At 30.5% G+C, this 17832-nt stretch carries 21 protein-coding genes; 14 read left to right on the top strand and 7 right to left on the bottom strand.

Annotation, left to right across the window (positions count from 1 at the left end):
- Positions 1-44: 44 nt before the first annotated feature.
- On the bottom strand, positions 45-776 hold the full coding sequence (locus tag ELQ04_RS04675; protein ID WP_134224458.1) for a DUF4261 domain-containing protein: 732 nt from the start codon (positions 774-776) through the stop codon (positions 45-47).
- Between the two features lie 157 nt (positions 777-933).
- On the opposite strand from ELQ04_RS04675, the gene exbB reads away from it, so the two are divergent.
- From exbB to ELQ04_RS04660, 3 genes are read left to right on the top strand one after another with little or no spacing between them, the layout of a single operon-like run.
- Positions 934-1359 carry a TonB-system energizer ExbB gene (exbB, locus tag ELQ04_RS04670; protein WP_002851166.1) on the top strand — a complete coding sequence of 142 codons (426 nt, stop codon included), beginning with the start codon at positions 934-936 and terminating at the stop codon, positions 1357-1359.
- A complete protein-coding gene (gene exbD / locus ELQ04_RS04665; protein WP_002851470.1) occupies positions 1352-1741 on the top strand; it encodes a TonB system transport protein ExbD in 390 nt (129 codons plus the stop codon). Before exbB ends, exbD begins: the two co-directional genes overlap by 8 nt.
- The gene (locus ELQ04_RS04660) at positions 1738-2421 is read left to right on the top strand and encodes an energy transducer TonB (protein ID WP_002937378.1); all 684 of its coding nucleotides are present in this window, start codon (positions 1738-1740) and stop codon (positions 2419-2421) included. Before exbD ends, ELQ04_RS04660 begins: the two co-directional genes overlap by 4 nt.
- Positions 2422-2433: 12 nt before the next feature.
- Here ELQ04_RS04660 and ELQ04_RS04655 read toward each other — a convergent pair whose 3' ends face one another.
- A complete protein-coding gene (locus ELQ04_RS04655; RefSeq protein ID WP_002937380.1) occupies positions 2434-3303 on the bottom strand; it encodes a hypothetical protein in 870 nt (289 codons plus the stop codon).
- Positions 3304-3306: 3 nt separating this feature from the next.
- Positions 3307-3468 (bottom strand): hypothetical protein, encoded by a 162-nt coding sequence (locus tag ELQ04_RS04650; RefSeq protein WP_002937383.1) that lies wholly within the window; start codon positions 3466-3468, stop codon positions 3307-3309.
- Between the two features lie 94 nt (positions 3469-3562).
- On the opposite strand from ELQ04_RS04650, the gene ELQ04_RS04645 reads away from it, so the two are divergent.
- Positions 3563-4546, top strand: coding sequence for an MnmA/TRMU family protein (locus ELQ04_RS04645; protein ID WP_002922187.1), 984 nt, complete (start codon positions 3563-3565; stop codon positions 4544-4546).
- An 85-nt stretch (positions 4547-4631) separates the two neighbouring features.
- Here the strand turns inward: ELQ04_RS04645 and aroC are convergent, their stop codons facing one another.
- The 4 genes from aroC to ELQ04_RS04625 are packed head-to-tail and all read right to left on the bottom strand — an operon-like array spanning position 4632 to position 7794.
- On the bottom strand, positions 4632-5720 hold the full coding sequence (aroC, locus tag ELQ04_RS04640; protein ID WP_002937385.1) for a chorismate synthase: 1089 nt from the start codon (positions 5718-5720) through the stop codon (positions 4632-4634).
- Positions 5720-6394, bottom strand: coding sequence for a ribonuclease III (gene rnc, locus ELQ04_RS04635; RefSeq protein ID WP_002862275.1), 675 nt, complete (start codon positions 6392-6394; stop codon positions 5720-5722). The genes aroC and rnc overlap by 1 nt, the downstream gene beginning before the upstream one ends.
- Complete coding sequence (rnhA, locus tag ELQ04_RS04630; protein WP_002851277.1) at positions 6381-6821, bottom strand: ribonuclease HI; 441 nt, start codon at positions 6819-6821, stop codon at positions 6381-6383. The genes rnc and rnhA overlap by 14 nt, the downstream gene beginning before the upstream one ends.
- Entirely contained in the window at positions 6808-7794 is a 987-nt protein-coding gene (locus tag ELQ04_RS04625) for a CDC27 family protein (RefSeq protein WP_002868888.1), read from the bottom strand. Before ELQ04_RS04625 ends, rnhA begins: the two co-directional genes overlap by 14 nt.
- Positions 7795-7863: 69 nt before the next feature.
- On the opposite strand from ELQ04_RS04625, the gene dnaG reads away from it, so the two are divergent.
- The 10 genes from dnaG to ELQ04_RS04575 all read left to right on the top strand — a co-directional run bounded on the left by dnaG (position 7864) and on the right by ELQ04_RS04575 (position 17830).
- On the top strand, positions 7864-9681 hold the full coding sequence (gene dnaG / locus ELQ04_RS04620) for a DNA primase (RefSeq protein WP_002937387.1): 1818 nt from the start codon (positions 7864-7866) through the stop codon (positions 9679-9681).
- 81 nt (positions 9682-9762) lie between these two features.
- The gene (locus ELQ04_RS04615; protein ID WP_002858971.1) at positions 9763-10035 is read left to right on the top strand and encodes a NifU family protein; all 273 of its coding nucleotides are present in this window, start codon (positions 9763-9765) and stop codon (positions 10033-10035) included.
- A complete protein-coding gene (locus tag ELQ04_RS04610; protein ID WP_002855727.1) occupies positions 10022-10573 on the top strand; it encodes a hypothetical protein in 552 nt (183 codons plus the stop codon). The genes ELQ04_RS04615 and ELQ04_RS04610 overlap by 14 nt, the downstream gene beginning before the upstream one ends.
- On the top strand, positions 10557-11840 hold the full coding sequence (locus ELQ04_RS04605; RefSeq protein WP_002937390.1) for a UDP-N-acetylmuramoyl-L-alanyl-D-glutamate--2,6-diaminopimelate ligase: 1284 nt from the start codon (positions 10557-10559) through the stop codon (positions 11838-11840). Before ELQ04_RS04610 ends, ELQ04_RS04605 begins: the two co-directional genes overlap by 17 nt.
- 3 nt (positions 11841-11843) lie before the next feature.
- On the top strand, positions 11844-12155 hold the full coding sequence (locus ELQ04_RS04600) for a YbaB/EbfC family nucleoid-associated protein (RefSeq protein WP_002851172.1): 312 nt from the start codon (positions 11844-11846) through the stop codon (positions 12153-12155).
- Entirely contained in the window at positions 12152-13246 is a 1095-nt protein-coding gene (locus tag ELQ04_RS04595) for a PDZ domain-containing protein (protein ID WP_002862279.1), read from the top strand. Before ELQ04_RS04600 ends, ELQ04_RS04595 begins: the two co-directional genes overlap by 4 nt.
- Positions 13243-14088 (top strand): polyprenyl synthetase family protein, encoded by an 846-nt coding sequence (locus ELQ04_RS04590; RefSeq protein ID WP_002851379.1) that lies wholly within the window; start codon positions 13243-13245, stop codon positions 14086-14088. The genes ELQ04_RS04595 and ELQ04_RS04590 overlap by 4 nt, the downstream gene beginning before the upstream one ends.
- 9 nt (positions 14089-14097) lie before the next feature.
- Positions 14098-15996 (top strand): transketolase, encoded by a 1899-nt coding sequence (tkt, locus tag ELQ04_RS04585; protein WP_044778089.1) that lies wholly within the window; start codon positions 14098-14100, stop codon positions 15994-15996.
- 1 nt (position 15997) lies between these two features.
- On the top strand, positions 15998-17107 hold the full coding sequence (locus ELQ04_RS04580) for an ABC transporter permease (RefSeq protein WP_002937392.1): 1110 nt from the start codon (positions 15998-16000) through the stop codon (positions 17105-17107).
- The gene (locus ELQ04_RS04575; RefSeq protein ID WP_002937393.1) at positions 17108-17830 is read left to right on the top strand and encodes an ATP-binding cassette domain-containing protein; all 723 of its coding nucleotides are present in this window, start codon (positions 17108-17110) and stop codon (positions 17828-17830) included. It abuts the gene before it with no gap.
- The last annotated feature ends 2 nt before the right edge of the window (positions 17831-17832 follow it).

Here is a 17832-nt window from a genome sequence, read left to right as displayed (position 1 = left end):
GGTTGGCGAAAGTTTAACTCAAAACTGTGAAGTGAATGTGAAACTTAAAAAATAATTTTCAAGCTTTCATTCTCAACACTTATACCTTGACTTTTTATAAATTTTATTTCTTTTCCATCTTCAAATTTTAAAATATCTTTATCTTTTAGATTAATATCATAAGTTAAAATATGCAAAACAATATCATAAATACAAAAGAAAAGTTCTTTTTCTTCTATGTTTAAATCACAAACTTCAAGTTCTAATTTATCAAAATTTCTAAGCCCATAAGTATAAGCATTAACTCCATTTTCACTAGGATAAACACTAACATATATCCAATTATATACCGGCAAGCGATTATCATCTAACATTTTTGCATTTTCTATATAAAAACTGGGCTCTAAAACAACTGCACCTGTATAAAAACCTAAAGCATGTTTATTATCCAAACATAAAGCTGCAATTTTCGTAAACATTTTAGCTTGTTCTAATTTGCTTTGATCTTGACTTAGCACCGCTATAAGAAGATGAGCTTTATGTTTTTTAGTTTGCTCTAAGGCATCTTTCCACATAAAATTAAAATTTGCATAGTATTCTGCTTCGTGATTAGGTATAGGATTTTTAATCAAATTTAGAGTAACTAACATATTTTCATATGAAAAAATCACGCCCTCTTTGGTAAAATTTTCATCAGCTATTTTTATATTAAATTTATCTTCTAAAATGCTTTTTAACTCCGAAAAATTAAAATCAACTTCAAAAGAGGTAAAATTGTGATTTAAATCTATAGTCATGTTAAACCCTATTAAATTTTTATAAATTATAACCTAATAAAAATAAATACTATAAACAAGAATTTCTTAAAAATTATGATAATTGATATTAATTATAAATTTATTTTTTATATAGTATAATCTTTTAAAATTTATAAGTATATTTTTGGAGAAAAATGTGGAATTTCTAAAAGATTACATCGACTTAATTATCTTTTTAATTCTAGGAATTATGGCATTTATAGCTTTTTGGTGTGTCGTAGAAAGAATGCTATTTTTTAGAAAAATTAACTTTAAAAATTATGAGAATCAAGAGCAATTTGATGATGCGATTAGTGAAAATTTAACCACTATATATATCATCTATTCCAATGCCCCTTATATAGGACTTTTAGGTACTGTAATAGGCATCATGGTTACATTTTACGAAATGGGCTTGGCGGGTAATATAGATGTCAAATCTATAGTCGTGGGACTTTCTTTAGCTCTTAAAGCTACAGCCTTAGGACTTTTGGTTGCTATTCCTGCTTTAATGGCTTATAATGCCTTACTTAGAAAAGTTTCTCTCTTAAGCAATGCTTATAAGGCAAATAAAAATGCTTAAACTACCAAAAAATGAAGGTTTAAATATAGTTCCATTTATAGACATTATGCTTGTTTTGCTTGCTATAGTGCTTAGTATTTCAACCTTTATTGCGCATGGAAAAATTCAAATCTCACTTCCTTCAAGTGAAAATGCTACCAATATAAGCAATAATGAAAAAAAACTTCTTATAACCATAGACGAAAAAAATACTTTTTATTTAAATGATAAATTAGCTGATTTAAATGAAGTTCAAAATGCTATTTTTTCACTTGATAAAAAAACCATAGTAGAACTAAAAAGCGATAAAAATGCTAAATTTGAAAGCTTTGTAAAAATTATAGATTTTTTAAAAGCCAAAGAACATGAAAATTTTCAAATTCTTACTGAGAAAAACAAATGAAAACTTTATTTTTAAATCATAAATACCAAGCTTCTTATATAACTTTTATAGTCTTTATACCTTTGCTTTTTGTCATTTTTTACTCAAATGATTTTTTTAAAATGGAAATTAAAAATGAAGATTCTTTTTCTTTGGCAATAAAACAATTTATCCAAACCAATCCAACAAATGAGACTAAACCAACAGAATCCATTATAGAACCTATCAAACCAAAACCTCAGCCAAAAGTTATTAAAAAAACTCCTGAAAAAATTCAAAAAAAGATAAAAAAAACACCTCCACACCCAATACCAAATAAAACCCCAATAGCACCAACTCAAGAAGTTAAAACTTTTGCAAAAACAACTGATACAAATGTCAAACCTAAGATCACTCAATTAACACAAGGAAAAGATAATCACCCTGTATTAAAAGAAATCCAAAAAGCTATACAACAAGCACAATTTTATCCAAGGCAAGCAAAAAAAATGCGTATGCAAGGAACTGTAAAAGTAGAATTTTTATGGAAAGAAAACAAAACTTTAGCAGATTTAAAAATTATAGAAAGCTCAGGATATGATTTATTAGATAAAAGTGCTTTAGAAAGCATAAGAAAAGCTTCTTTAAATTTTCCATACTATAACGGGGATTTAAGAATTACACTACCTATTATATATGATTTTAAAACCCTAAGAGGATAAAATTATAATTTACTACACTCTCTTATCTACAATTTGCGCTTCTTGATTTTCAATTTTATTTTGAAAATCTTTACTTAAATTCTGACTTAATTCTTGCAAGGATTTTTGCTTCAGTTTTTCAAATTCTTCAGGATTGCTTGCCTTAAGCTTTGCCTGCTCATCAGCACTTAAAGCATTTAAACCTTTTTCTTGAGCTTTTTGAAGCAAATCTTCGTCTTCTTTTTCTTTGATATTATTTTCCTTATCATCTTTTTTATTGATTTTTTGCGGATCTATGGTTTTCATAGCACTAGCTCCACCACCTGATGCTTCTTTAATGTCGCTTAAAATTTCTCTCATGCTAGGTTCTTTAACATCACTATCATCAACTTTACCATCTTTATTTACATCTTTATCAATAAAAAAATTTAATTTTTCTTCTATATTTACATCATCAGATATTTTTTCATCGCTTGTTTTAAAGCCTAAATTTTGCATACTTTGTTGAAGGGTGCTTGTATTAAAATTTAATTTTACACTTTGTTGTTTATTATTTAAATTTGAATTTAAAGAACCAAAATTATCTTTTACACTTTCAAACCAATTTGAAACAAATTGATTTGCTTCACCATTAAGCCTTATACTACCATCATTTCTAGCAACATAATTCGTATAAGAACCAAAATTTTTTTGTAAACTACTATAATTTTCATCGCTTAAATTTAAAGCTATAAGTTCACCTTGCTTATTTTCAAAAACAACCTTAACACCATCGCTATTTAAACTCGAAAGATCTTGCACGGGAATTTTATCTTGATCTTCTTTTTTTAACACGCTAAGCTCTTTTTTATCAACATTATTAGTTAAAGAATGAGTTAAACTAGCAGAAGTATCGATTTTCATTATTTATCCTTTTTTACATTTTGCAAATAAACCTAAACGACACATTTTTCTCTCATGTGAATTTTTTAAAGAATTACACTTTTTAAGTTCTTGCTCGTAGTTAGCACAAGAATTTGCAAAAGTAAAAGAACTCAAAATGCTTAAAACCAAAATTATTTTTAACACTTTCTAATCCTTATTTTAAAGATTTTTTAGTTAAAATTATACCTTTTATAATCGACAAAATCTTAAAAAACTTTATAATCTCAGAAAGGAATCAATGAAAGCATTAGCTCTTTTTAGCGGTGGGCTTGATAGTATGCTTGCAATGAAACTCATCACTGCACAAGGCATAGAAGTTAAAGCTCTAAATATCAACATAGGTTTTGGAAGCACAAGTGATAAAAGCGAAATCATGAAAAAGCGTGCAGCAATGGTAGGTGCGGATTTTGAAATGATAGATGTAAGAAATTCCTATCTTCAAGAAGTGCTTTTTAATCCACAATACGGCTATGGCAAACATTTTAATCCTTGTATAGATTGTCATGCTTTTATGTTTAAAACTGCTCTTGCTATGTTAAAAGAAGAAAATTCAAGTTTTATCATCACAGGAGAAGTTTTAGGACAACGCCCTATGAGTCAAAGAAGTGATGCGATGGCAAAGGTTAAAAAACTTGCTCTTGATGAAGAAGATTTAATCTTGCGTCCTATGTGTGCAAAAAACCTACCTCTAACCAAACCTGAAAGAGAAGGTTGGGTAGATAGAGAAAAACTCGAAGGTATTAGCGGAAGAAGTCGTAAAAGACAACTTGAACTTGCAGCTAAATTTGGATTAGAAGACTTTGAAAGCCCAGGTGGGGGTTGTTTGCTAACTCTTGATAGTTTTGCTAAAAAAATTCGAGATTTCATAGAATTTGACAAAGATATGCAGGTTAATGACGCACAACTTTTAAAATATGGTCGTCATTTAAGATTACCCAATGGAGCTAAAATGATCATAGGTAGAAATGAACTTGAAAATACTCTTTTAAAAGGTTTAAAAACTCCTAAATATGAAGTAATAGAACTTGGGGATTTAATCGGAGCTTACTCTTTGGTAGATGAAAAAATTTCAGAAAAAGACTTAGAACTTGCCTTAAAAATAGCCCTTACCTATACTAAACACGAAGTAGGAAAAAGCTATGAACTTAAATTTAAAAATCAAGCTTATACAAGTATAGCTTTTGAAAATAAGGCTGATATTAATCAATTTTTTATTAGTTAAAGTATAAAGTATTTAGCAAAACAAGCGATATAGTATTTGAATCTTTTCAAAATATTGCAATCAAGCCCATGAAAATGGGCTTTTTTTATTTTAATCCATAAGCATTTTTTAAATTGTTTAAATTCGCACTCGCATTCAAAAGCAAACAATCAGCCAAAACTAAACGCACCATAGCACTAGCTACAACACTTCCTCTAACACCTACACAAGGATCATGCCTACCTTTGAGTTCAAATTCCAAATTATTGCCAAATTTATCTATACTTTCTTGCTTGGCAAAAATAGAAGGAGTAGGTTTAAAATAAGTTTTTAAAATAAGATTTTCTCCATTTGAAATTCCTCCTAAAATTCCTCCACTATGATTGCTTAAAAACTTGCCATCTTTTAAAGCATCATTATTACACGATCCGCGCATTTTGCTTGCATTAATACCTTCGCCTATTTCAACTGCTTTAACGGCATTAACTCCCATTAAAGCATGAGCTAATTTAGAGTCTAACTTATCATAAAGAACTTCTCCAAGTCCCACAAGCATACCACTAACTTTTGTAAAAACAGCAGCACCTACACTATCTTTTGAATTTCTAGCATTTAAAATTTCATTCTTAAAGTCACTTTCTAGTTTTGGATCAAGGCAAAAAATTTCACTTTTCTTAGCAAATTCAAAATCAAATTCTTCTTCTTTCAAATTTGATACAAAAGTTCCTATTCCAAAAACACCACTTTGAACACAAATGCCAAATTCACACAAAAGCATCGCTGCAACTGCACCACCAGCCACTCTAGCAACACTTTCCCTAGCACTTGATCTACCCCCACCCCTATGATCTCTTATGCCATATTTATAAAAATAAGTAAAATCCGCATGAGCAGGACGAAATAGATCTTTTAAATTATCATAATCTTTAGAATGAGCATTTTCATTAAAAACTACTATAGCTATGGGATGACCCGTTGTATATCCTTCAAAAACCCCACTTAAAACCTGAGCTTTATCGCTTTCTTTTCTTGGTGTTGCAAATTTACTCCCGCCTTTGCGTTTATCAAGCTCATTTTGTAAAAATTCTTCATCAAATTTAACCCCAGCAGGCATTCCATCAATAATACATCCAACAGCCACACCATGAGACTCACCAAAACTTGTAAATTTCAATCTTGTACCAAAGGTATTCACTATAAAGCTCCTAATTTCTCAAGTGCAATTTTTGCTGCCATTTGCTGTGCTTCTTTTTTGCTTCCCGCAATAGCTCTTGCAAGTTCTTTACCATCAAGCATTAAAGCGATTTCAAATTGCTTTAAATGATCAGGACCAAAAGCACGCACTGTTTCATACTGCGGAGTTTGTCCGATTTTTCCCTGTGTAATCTCTTGTAATTTTGTTTTATAATCTTTTATAAGAATTTTTGCATCAATTTGAGGGAAATTTTTTTCTATAAGCCTTAAAGCAATAGTTTTTGCAAACTCAAACCCAGCTTCTAAATGTATAGCACCTATAATGGCTTCTAACGCATCTGAAAGTATAGAAGGCTTTTCTTTTCCTCCATTGTTTTCCTCAGCAACACTCATAAAAATAAAATCGCCCAAATTTAAACTATTTGCAATTTTTGCAAAAGACTTTTCATTCACTAAAGCCGCTCTAAGCTTAGATAAATCTCCTTCGGCATCTTTAGCGAATTTATGAAAAAGGTATTCACCCACAACTAAATCAAGCACAGCATCACCTAAAAATTCCAAGCGTTCGTTGTTGTAAGATTTTTTAAAACTTTTATGGGTTAAAGCATGTATAAGAAGATTTTTATCTTTAAATTCATAAGTTAAACTCTGCTCTAGTTTTTCAATGTTTTTCATCATTTTCCCTTGCAATTTTCAAAGCAGCTTCACGCGCCAATGTATCACACCTTTCATTTTCCAAATGTCCATTATGTGCTTTTACCCAAAAAGCCTTAATCTTATGAGATTTTGCCACTTTAATATATTCCTTCCATAAATCTATATTTTTTTTACCTTTAAAATCCTTTTTTATCCATCCTTCTAGCCATTCATTAATACTTTGAACCATTAGGTTAGAATCTGTAAAAAGCGAAATTTCACAAGGCTCTTTTAAAGCCTTCAAAGATTCAATAATTGCCATTAGCTCCATTCTATTGTTAGTGGTATTAGCCTCAGCTCCAAAACCTTCCTTTTGATACTCCTTATAACGCAAAATATAAGCCCATCCGCCAAAACCTGGATTATTAAGACATGAACCATCTGTATAAATTTCAATGTGTTTCATTGTTTTTCACTTCATAAATAATTTTACAAGTATTAAACTCATAACAAACAGGACAGTGATAAAAAAACAAAGGCATAACATTTTTACACTCAGAACAACGGTATGAAAATTCTAACCCCGCATTAAAAGAATTATCTTTTAAAATTTTTAACATTTTAAAATTAGAATTTTTAAAAACAAACTGATGCGTATCATCATGCTTTGAAATTTTACCCAAAGCATAAAAGAATTCTAAAAAATCTTGATTTTCTAAATTAAACGCTTCATTTTCCCTATAAAGCAAATCACAAATATCAAAAAAATTTTGCCCTAAAAACATATGATATTTTTCAAAAACTAAACGCCCCAACATAGGATTATCTTCTATTTTAAATTCTAAAAGTTTTTTCTTTTTTTCTTCATCAGTGATATTAAAAGTACAAAGTTCTAAAGCTTTGATAAAATCATGCTCTTTTTGCACATCTTCATTAAGCTCAAAAAGACATTCTAAAAGTTCTAAATTTTCTTTATAAGAACGAAGTTTTAAATAAACAATTTTTAAAAGTTTTAAGGCTTGTATATTTCTTGGACGCAGTTTTAAAGCTTGTAATAAAACTTCTTTTGCACGCTCTAAAAATCCTGCTTTAAAATAAACTTTTGCTAAAGAAAGGAAAATAAATTCTCTTTCTTGTTTATCTTTACATTTTTCAAGAGCAATCAAATAAATTTGAGTTGCTTTTTCAAATTCCCCGCTTTTAGTAAAAATTTCGGCCAAAAAACTTAAATTTCCAAAACTCAAGCTACTATTTCTTAACAACTCTTTATGAGCGTTATCCATTTCAAATTTTTTTATAAATTTTTCAAGCTTTTGTTCTTCATCTTTGCTAGCAAATATTTTCCAAATATAATTTGCAACAGCTACAACAAATACTAAAATGGTTAAAATTATAAGCCCTACTAAAGGGTCTCTGTATTCTACAAAGAAAAAATCCATAGTCTCGCTCTAAAAATTTTATGCCAAATTATAGCCAAATCTTTGTATAATTTTAACAAGGTTTGTAAAATGATAACTAAAGAAAGTATAGAAAATTTATCCCAAAGACTTAATATTGTTGATATTATAGAAAATTATATCGAAGTAAAAAAACAAGGCTCTAGTTTCGTGTGTATCTGTCCTTTCCATGCAGATAAAAACCCGTCTATGCATATCAATCCTACCAAAGGTTTTTATCATTGTTTTGCCTGCAAGGCTGGTGGAGATGCTTTTAAATTTGTAATGGATTATGAAAAATTAAGTTTTACCGATGCAGTTGAAAAAGTTGCAAGCCTTAGTAATTTTACTTTGAGTTATACAAAAGAAAAACAAGAAAATAAAAAAGAGCTAAAATCTATACTACCAAGCTTAAATGCGTATTTTAAAGATAATCTCAAACACCACAAAGAAGTTTTAACCTATCTTTACCAAAGAGCTTTAAATGACAAAGATATAGCCAAATTCGAATTAGGTTTTGCAGGAGCAAGTGAAGATAGTATAAGATTATTGCAAAATCAAAAAATTCCTTTAGAAGATGCTATGAGTGTTGGAGCTTTAAAAAAAGATGAAAATAATGAATTTTACGCAAGTTTTATATGGCGTATCACCTTTCCAATCTACGATCATAAAGACTTATTGGTAGGGTTTGGAGGGCGTACTTTAAATCCCAATGTACCGGCAAAGTATGTAAATTCACCCCAAAATATACTTTTTGATAAAAGTAGAATTTTTTATGCTTTTAACATCGCTAAAGAAAATATAGCCAAAAAAAAAGAAATAATAGTATGTGAAGGCTACATGGATGCAATAGCTTTTCACAAAGCAGGGTTTAACAATGCTGTAGCAGTTCTTGGAACAGCATTAACCGAACATCATCTACCCTTAATCCGCCGTTATGATGCAAAAGTGATTTTATGTTTTGACAATGATGAAGCAGGATTAAAAGCTGCGACACGATCTGCATTTTTATTAAGCACAAACAAAATAGACGGTAAAGTGGCAATTTTGCAAGGTGGAAAAGATCCTGCTGAGCTCGTAACAAAAAATGAAAGCACAAAACTTCATGATATACTCGATGAAGGAATAGAGCTTGGTGAATTTTATATCAGACGCTTAATATCCACTCATTCCATAATTTCTGCTCTTGATAAACAAAAAGCTTTAGAAACTATACAAAAATTCACCTTTAATCTTGAACCTTTAGTGGCAAATTCTTACACTGGTCTAGTTTCAAATTTATTAAAAGTGGATGAAAAATTTATTGTCTTATCGCAAAATTCAAAAAAAACCATACAAACCCCTTTAATTTCTCAAAATAAATACAATTTTCCTAAAGAAAAAATTCACATTGCAGAATTAGAACTTATAGCTTTTTTAAAACAGCATCCAGATATATGTAACGATTTTAAGCAAATTAGTGATAGTGTTTGTTTTAAGCATAAAATTTTATTGGATAAAATTTTAGAAAAAAAAGGTTATGAAGATAGTGATATTAGAGAATTTGAAAGTAAAAATATTCGAAAAAATTTAAACTATAGCGAATTCTTGTTAGGTATTTGCAAGGTTAATTTAGCTTTTTTAAACAATGTAAAAATTAAAAATTCTACACTCGCATTAAAAAAACAACTTTTTACGCTTATTGATAAAAATTTAAATCTTCTAATTAAAAATTTAAATACCGAAGAATTAAATAATTTTTTAAAAGAATATTTAATCTTCTTAAAATATGAAAAAAACGAAGAAATTCTGCAACAATCATTTAGAAACTTAAATGGAATTTTTGGTAACAAAAACTTTACAGCTTATGATTTAGGATTTAGCACACAAGATAATGATGAACCTTTTTAATTTATTTAAATTTCAAGCCTTAATTTACCTTTTTTTAAACACAATCACGCTAAAGTATATAAAAATTTTTAAGGATAAATTATGATGCCTTTTAGTGATGAAGAGCTTATAAATCCTGTTAAAGCAAGTTTAGAAAAGAGCTTGCCTATGCTTGAACGTGATGGCGGAGGGCTTGAATTTTTAGGAATTAAAAATGGGATTGTTTATGTCCATTTAATAGGAGCTTGTAAAGGCTGTGCATCGAGTGGAACAACGCTAAAATATGGCCTTGAAAGGCAACTTAAGATTGATATTCATCCAGAAATCACTATAATCAATTTAAACGGCGGAGCAGACGAATTTGCAAAATTATAAAAAACTTGGAATTGAACATTTTTACAAGAAAGATTTTAAAACTGCAAAAATGTATTTTTCTATGGCTTATGAAAAACGCAAAAATAAACGCTTGCTAAATTTTATCTGCCTTTGTGATCTTGCTTTAAAATCTCCTAAAGAAGCTTCTTTACTTTTTGATTTTTATATAGAACATTACAAAATCTCTAGCATTGATAAAGACTTAGAAGAAATTTTAAGTACAATTGAATTTAAAAAACAAGAAAACAAACAGGAAAACGAATTTGAAGATGGGCATGCACTAAATTATCAAGATTTTTTAAAAAGCGAAGAAGAACTTGGCTTTCAAAAAAGTTTTGAAAATATCATTAACAGCACTAAGTTAGTTATTGATAATCGTGATGATTTTTTAGATTTCTTGGAAAAATTACTTGATAATGGCTATAAAGATATGACTTTAAATTATATAGAAAATGTTATGCCTCATTTTTGGGCAAATGATAGATTTATCAAACTCCAAGAAAAACTCATAGGATTTAAAAGTGAAATTAAAACTTGAAAATTCATTCATTACAGATAATACCTTAGAGTGTGAAAAAGAATGCTTTTTTTTACAAACCACACAAAATGCTAAATTTCACGCTCAAGCCTTAGAAAAAGGTGCAAAAATCATTGATGTAAATGAGTGTAAAAAACTTTTAAAAATCGACGAAAAGATTCAAATCATAGGAATCACAGGAACCAATGGCAAAACCACAACCGCAGCAGCGATTTATTCTATCTTATTGGATTTAGGTTATAAATGCGGACTTTGCGGAACAAGAGGAGCTTTTATCAACGATGAAAAAATTGATGAAAAATCCTTAACCACCTCCCCTATTCTTAAAACCTTAGAGTACCTACAAATAGCCACTCAAAAAAAATGTGATTTTTTCATCATGGAAGTAAGCTCACACGCACTCGTTCAAAACCGCATCGAAGGCTTAAATTTTGTTGCTAAAATTTTTACCAATATCACTCAAGATCATTTAGATTTTCACGGTACTTTTGAAAATTACAAAGAAGCAAAAGAGCTTTTTTTTACAGATGAGAGTTTAAAATTTATCAACAAAGATGCTTTGGCTATTAAATTTAATGTGCGTAACGCTTTTACTTACGGCATAGAAAATCCTGCTTTATATCAAATCAAAGCTTATTCTTTAGAAGAAGGCATTAGTGCTATTGTAACAAATAAAAATCAAACTTTTCACATAGACTCGCCCTTACTAGGACTTTTTAATCTTTACAATCTTCTAGTTGCTAGTGCTTGTGTGAATGAACTCATAAAGCCTGATTTAAAAGACTTGGAAAAAGCTATCAGTGGATTTGGCGGAGTTTGTGGCAGGGTAGAACAAGTAGCAAAAGGTGTGATTGTGGATTTTGCTCATACGCCTGATGGCATTGAAAAAGTACTTGACACTCTTAAAAATAAAAAACTCATCGTTGTTTTTGGAGCAGGTGGAGATAGAGATAAAACCAAACGTCCTTTAATGGGAAAAATCGTCGAACATTTTGCAAAAATTGCTATCATTACAAGTGATAATCCACGCAGCGAAGAACCAAAAACCATCATGGAAGAAATTTTATCAGGCTTTGCTAAAAAAGAAAAAGTTTTAATGATAGAAGATAGAAAAGAAGCCATAAAAAAAGCTTTAGAACTAAAAGAAAATGACGATTTAGTCGTTATTTTAGGCAAAGGTGATGAAACTACTCAAGAAATTAAAGGGATAAAATATCCTTTTAGTGATAAAGTAGTTGTTAATGAAATTTTAAAAAATCAAGGATAATCAATGTTTGAAAATATGGATTTTTCTAAAATGGGAGAACTTTTAAATCAAGTTCAAGAAAAAGCAAAAAATATAGAACTAGAACTTGCAAATCGTGAATTTAGTGCCAAAAGTGGAGCAGGACTTGTTAAAGTAAGTGCTAATGGAAAAGGTGAGATTATCGATGTCAGCATTGATGATTCTTTACTTGAAGATAAAGAGTCCTTGCAAATTTTACTTATTTCTGCGATTAATGATGTTTTGGCTATGGTTGCGCAAAATCGTTCCAGTATGGCAAATGATGTTTTAGGTGGTTTTGGAGGTATGAAATTATGAAAAAAATTTTAATTATTTGCATGCTTTTTACTTTGTCTTTTGGCATAGAAAGACCTAAATTTGAAGATTTTTTAGCAGGTTATGAAAGAAATAAGGCAAGCATGCTTAACTATGAAGGAATGCCAGCTTTTGCACTCAGTGAAAATTTACTTGCTGTGCTAAAACAGCCTAATACTAAGCTTAACAAATATGTAAAATATGATCCATTTTTAAATTTATATCTTGTAAGAACTGACTTTAGCCTAATCCCTACTCCTATGGGTGATGAAGAAAAACTTACTCGTAATGATTGGGTTGGAATTTGGGATCCTAATAAACCTTATATAGGGCATATTAAGTATTTAGCTCAAAATATTGATGAAAAAGATCAACTTGATTTTAATTCTAAAATAGGACTTTTAGGGACTCCGTGCTGTGAAATGATGGGGATTGCTTTAAATAATAGCTCTTTTATAGGCAATCGCTATTTAAAACATTTTATGAAATATAACGATGTTTATTGGGGGGATATTGGCGTTGATTTTGTTGTTCGAGAAAATAAAATTTATGTTAACAATGTAAGAAAAAATCCACAATTTTTAATCAACGATCAAGTTATAAGTGTTGATGGCTTGCCCGCCAATGATTTAAGAAAACTCAATGAAAAAATTCTTTTTGCAGATCGCGGAAGCACTCTTTATTTTCAAGTGTTGCGTGATAATATGGATTTAAATATTTCTACTGAAGTTTTTGCAAAAGATTTGAGCAAATTTAATCTTCCTGATTCTAAACCAAAACCAAAAATTACAAATTTCACAAGCAATCTTGGTTTAACGGTTAATACTAGTCTTGTTGTAACTAAAATAGATCCAAAATCAAAAGCATCAAATGCAGGATTTATGGTAGGAGATAAAATTTTACGCGTTAATAATATTATTTTAAATAACTTTAAAGAATTACAAAATATTTTAAGCGCTGGTAATGACTTTAGCATCTTAATTGAACGCAAAAGTACCAAATTACCTTTATCAAATTTCAACAATGAACTAGGCGGAAATGCCAACTCAGGTGGCGACGGTAAATTTCAATTTTTCATAAGGCTTACTAAGTGAATTTAAAAGAACTTTTTATCCATCACTTAGAAAAAAATCTACCTAAAGTCGAAAGCTTTCATCCTTTTTTTAATGAAGCTTTAGCTCTTATGCTAAAAGCAGGAGGAAAGCATTTTCGTGCACAATTGCTTTTAAGCGTAGTACAAAGCAATAAACCTGAACTTTTAAATCAAGCTTTAGATGTGGCTTTAGCTTTGGAATTTATCCATACTTATTCACTCATACATGATGATTTACCCGCTATGGATAATGCGGATTTTAGACGAGGAATTCCAACCTTACACAAAAGCTACGATGAAACTACAGCCATCTTAGTGGGTGATGCTTTAAATACTGAAGCTTTTTTAGTTCTAAGTCATGCTCATTTAAAAGATGAAATCAAAATCAAACTCATCAAAACCCTTGCCTTTAATGCAGGACTTAATGGAATGGTCATAGGACAAGCTATTGATTGTTTTTTTGAAGACAAAAGACTGAGTTTAAATGAACTTGAGTTTTTACACACACATAAAACCGCAAGATTAATCGCTGCAGCTTTAAAAATGGGTTGTGAAATTTGCGAACTTAACAACGAAGAAAGCAATCAAATTTACAAACTTGGTTTAAAACTAGGACTGATTTTTCAAATCAATGATGATATTATCGATGTAACCACAAGTCAAGAACAAAGCGGAAAGCCTACTAACAACGATATTCATAAAAATTCTTTTGTCAATTTACTTGGACTTGAACAAGCCATAAAAACAAAAGAAAATCTTCTTAGTGAATGCGAACAAGACTTAGAAAAACTTAATGAAAAACTCGCACAAATGATACAAAATTTAATAATTCAATACTTATAAAGGTAAAAAATGGACATTCAAATTTTACAAGAACAGGCAAATACTCTAAGATTTTTAAGTGCTGATATGGTGCAAAAAGCAAACTCAGGACACCCAGGTGCACCTTTGGGTTTAGCAGATATTTTAAGTGTTTTAAGTTATCATTTAAAACACAATCCTAAAAATCCCACTTGGCTAAACCGTGATAGACTTGTATTTTCAGGTGGACATGCAAGTGCTTTACTTTATAGTTTTTTACATTTAAGCGGCTATGATTTAAGCTTAGAAGATCTTAAAAATTTCCGCCAACTTCATTCTAAAACCCCAGGACACCCTGAAATTTCAACTCTTGGAGTAGAAATCGCTACAGGCCCTTTAGGACAAGGCGTTGCCAATGCTGTAGGCTTTGCTATGGCGGCAAAAAAAGCACAAAATTTGCTAGGCAGTGATTTAATCGATCATAAAATTTATTGTCTTTGCGGAGATGGAGATTTACAAGAAGGCATTTCTTATGAAGCTTGTTCTTTAGCAGGACTTCACAAACTTGATAATTTCATACTCATTTACGATAGCAACGATATCTCCATAGAAGGCGATGTAGGGTTAGCCTTTAACGAAAATGTAAAAATGCGTTTTGAAGCACAAGGATTTGAAGTTTTAAGTATAAATGGACACGATTATGAAGAAATTAATAAAGCCTTAGAACAAGCTAAAAAATCCACAAAACCTTGTCTTATCATCGCAAAAACAACTATAGCAAAGGGTGCAGGAGAGCTTGAAGGCAGTCATAAAAGCCATGGCGCACCTTTGGGTGAAGAAGTGATTAAAAAAGCCAAAGAACAAGCAGGTTTTGATCCAAATATCAGTTTTCATATCCCACAAGCAAGCAAAATCCGCTTTGAAAGTGCTGTAGAACTTGGGGATTTAGAAGAAGCAAAATGGAAAGATAAGCTTGAAAAAAGTGGTAAAAAAGAACTTTTAGAAAGGCTATTCAATCCCGATTTTAGCAAGATAGCTTATCCTGATTTTAAAGGAAAAGATCTTGCTACAAGAGATAGCAATGGTGAAATTTTAAATGTTTTAGCTAAAAATTTAGAAGGATTTTTAGGCGGAAGTGCGGATTTAGGCCCTTCAAATAAAACAGAACTTCATGGTATGGGAGACTTTGTAGAAGGTAAAAATATCCATTTTGGTATTAGAGAACACGCTATGGCAGCGATTAACAATGCTTTTGCAAGATATGGAATTTTCTTACCATTTTCGGCAACTTTTTTCATCTTTAGTGAGTACTTAAAACCTGCCGCAAGAATAGCAGCCCTAATGAAAATCAAACATTTTTTCATTTTCACGCACGATAGTATAGGTGTGGGCGAAGATGGACCAACACACCAGCCTATAGAACAACTTAGCACTTTTAGAGCTATGCCAAATTTTTTAACCTTTAGGCCTGCTGATGGGGTAGAAAATGTCAAAGCTTGGCAAATAGCCCTAAATGCTGATATTCCAAGTGCTTTTGTGCTTTCACGCCAAAAACTCAAAGCCCTAAATGAACCTATTTTTGGAGATGTAAAAAACGGAGCGTATTTACTCAAAGAAAGCAAAGACGCTAAATTTACACTTCTAGCAAGTGGAAGTGAAGTTTGGCTTTGTTTAGAAAGTGCAATCGAACTTGAAAAACAAAGTTTTGCTTGTAATGTTGTTTCCATGCCTTGTTTTGAACTTTTTGAAAAACAAGATAAATCTTATCAAGAAAGATTGTTAAAAGGTGAAGTTATAGGCGTTGAAGCAGCACATTCTAATGAACTTTATAAATTTTGCCATAAAGTGTATGGCATAGAAAGTTTTGGAGAAAGTGGCAAAGACAAAGATGTGTTTGAACACTTTGGCTTTAGCGTTTCAAAGCTTGTAAATTTTATCCTTAGCAAATAAAATGAATACAAATTTCAAATTTCAAAATAACACTCTTTTTATCTTTGGAATTTGGGATAAAACAAGTATTTATAAGTTAAAAATAAAAGATTTTTTAGCTTTGATTCAAAGCAAGGAAGTGATTTTTGATTTTAAAGATCTAAAAGCAATCGATACCGCTGGAGTGAGATTTTTCCTTGCTTTGGAAAATGATCTTAAAGATAAAAATATTAAAATCACCAAAGAAGGCTTAGATTCACGCTTTCAAACTCTTTTTGAACTTTGCGAAAAAAACTACCAAAGACTAAGCAAAACAAAAAAATCGCATAAAAATTTCAGTGAATACTTTATCGATCTTGGAAAATTAAGTTTAGAACTTTTAAAAATTTTAAGAAAATTCATCAATTTCACAGGAGCTTTTTTCACAAGTCTTTTTTTATGCCTTAAAAATCCTAAAAATTTTCGCTTTATTGCTTTTTTATATCATATAGAAAATTCTGCTTTCAAAGCCTTGCCTATAGTTATTTTAACCGCTCTTTTAGTAGGAGTGGTTTTAGCCTATCAGGCTGCTTATCAACTCGCACAATTTGGAGCCAATATTTTCATAGTGGATTTGATGGGAATTTCAGCCACTAGAGAACTTGCACCTTTAATCGCTGCCATAGTGATCGCAGGAAGAAGTGCAAGTTCTTATACCGCACAAATTGGAGTGATGAAAATCACTGATGAAATTGCAGCTATGAATACTATGGGTTTTCGTTCTTTTGAATTTATTATTATTCCACGTGTTATGGCTTTGGTGGTGGCTATGCCTTTAATCGTTGCCATTAGCGATGCGATCAGTGTTATAGGTGGAATGATGGTTGCAAAATTAAATCTTGATATTTCTTTTGCCGAATTTTTAAGACGCTTTAGAGAAGCTGTAGATATAAAACATATCTTTATAGGACTTGCAAAGGCACCTATTTTTGGATTTTTAATAGGACTTATTGCTTGTTTTCGTGGTTTTGAGGTAAAAAACACTACACAAAGCATAGGAATTTATACAACAAAAAGTGTTGTAAATGCTATTTTTTGGGTGATAGCTTTTGATGCTTTATTCTCTGTTATTCTAACTTCTGCAGGAATTTAAATGGTTATTAAAGCACAAAATATCATTACAAAATTTGGAGAAAAAATCGTCCATGATGGCGTAAGTTTTGAAATCAAAAAAAACGAAATTTTTGGTATTTTAGGAGGTAGTGGAAGTGGAAAATCCGTCCTTTTAAAACAAATGCTTATGCTTGAACATTTTGATGGTGGAGAATATGAAATTTTAGGCTATAAACTTAAAAATATCAACGAAGAAGATGCACTTACTTTGCGTAAAAAATGGGGTGTGGTTTTTCAGTTTGCTGCACTTTTTAGCTTTTTTAATGTTTATGAAAATATCGCTATTCCTTTAAAAGAATACACTCATTTAGATGAAAATAGCATACAAGAACTGGTTTTAATGAAGCTAAAAATGGCAGGCTTAAACGAAAGTGTTTTAAAACAATTTCCAAGCGAACTTAGTGGCGGTATGCAAAAAAGAGTGGCAATTGCTAGAGCTTTAGCACTTGATAGTAAATTGCTTTTTTTAGATGAACCTACTTCAGGACTTGACCCTCATAGTAGTCGTGAATTTGACGATTTGGTTTTAGAGTTAAAAAAAAGTTTTGATCTAAATATCATTTTGGTTACACATGATAAAGAAAGTATGAAAAATTTACTCGATCGTTTTATCATTTTAGAAAATAAAAAAGTTGGATTTTGCGGCACTTATGAAGAATTACGCCTGCAAAATGAACGACTTTTTAAAAGATTTATGGAGTAAAA

Source organism: Campylobacter sp. CH278, from assembly GCF_004378845.1.
Taxonomy (GTDB): Bacteria; Campylobacterota; Campylobacteria; order Campylobacterales; family Campylobacteraceae; genus Campylobacter_D; species Campylobacter_D jejuni.
The sequence above is the reverse complement of the archived record's forward strand: the minus strand, read 5'-3'. Positions and strand labels throughout refer to the sequence as shown.

Excerpts from the sequence above, each read along its gene's own strand:
- ELQ04_RS04575 (WP_002937393.1), top strand. The coding sequence starts at position 17,108 with ATGGTTATTAAAGCACAAAATATCATTACAAAATTTGGAGAAAAAATC.
- dnaG (WP_002937387.1), top strand. The coding sequence starts at position 7,864 with ATGATAACTAAAGAAAGTATAGAAAATTTATCCCAAAGACTTAATATT.
- rnc (WP_002862275.1), bottom strand. The coding sequence starts at position 6,394 with ATGAAAAACATTGAAAAACTAGAGCAGAGTTTAACTTATGAATTTAAA.
- rnhA (WP_002851277.1), bottom strand. The coding sequence starts at position 6,821 with ATGAAACACATTGAAATTTATACAGATGGTTCATGTCTTAATAATCCA.
- tkt (WP_044778089.1), top strand. The coding sequence starts at position 14,098 with ATGGACATTCAAATTTTACAAGAACAGGCAAATACTCTAAGATTTTTA.
- ELQ04_RS04625 (WP_002868888.1), bottom strand. The coding sequence starts at position 7,794 with ATGGATTTTTTCTTTGTAGAATACAGAGACCCTTTAGTAGGGCTTATA.
- ELQ04_RS04595 (WP_002862279.1), top strand. The coding sequence starts at position 12,152 with ATGAAAAAAATTTTAATTATTTGCATGCTTTTTACTTTGTCTTTTGGC.
- ELQ04_RS04675 (WP_134224458.1), bottom strand. The coding sequence starts at position 776 with ATGACTATAGATTTAAATCACAATTTTACCTCTTTTGAAGTTGATTTT.
- ELQ04_RS04615 (WP_002858971.1), top strand. The coding sequence starts at position 9,763 with ATGATGCCTTTTAGTGATGAAGAGCTTATAAATCCTGTTAAAGCAAGT.
- ELQ04_RS04580 (WP_002937392.1), top strand. The coding sequence starts at position 15,998 with ATGAATACAAATTTCAAATTTCAAAATAACACTCTTTTTATCTTTGGA.
- ELQ04_RS04645 (WP_002922187.1), top strand. The coding sequence starts at position 3,563 with ATGAAAGCATTAGCTCTTTTTAGCGGTGGGCTTGATAGTATGCTTGCA.
- ELQ04_RS04660 (WP_002937378.1), top strand. The coding sequence starts at position 1,738 with ATGAAAACTTTATTTTTAAATCATAAATACCAAGCTTCTTATATAACT.
- exbD (WP_002851470.1), top strand. The coding sequence starts at position 1,352 with ATGCTTAAACTACCAAAAAATGAAGGTTTAAATATAGTTCCATTTATA.
- ELQ04_RS04655 (WP_002937380.1), bottom strand. The coding sequence starts at position 3,303 with ATGAAAATCGATACTTCTGCTAGTTTAACTCATTCTTTAACTAATAAT.
- ELQ04_RS04600 (WP_002851172.1), top strand. The coding sequence starts at position 11,844 with ATGTTTGAAAATATGGATTTTTCTAAAATGGGAGAACTTTTAAATCAA.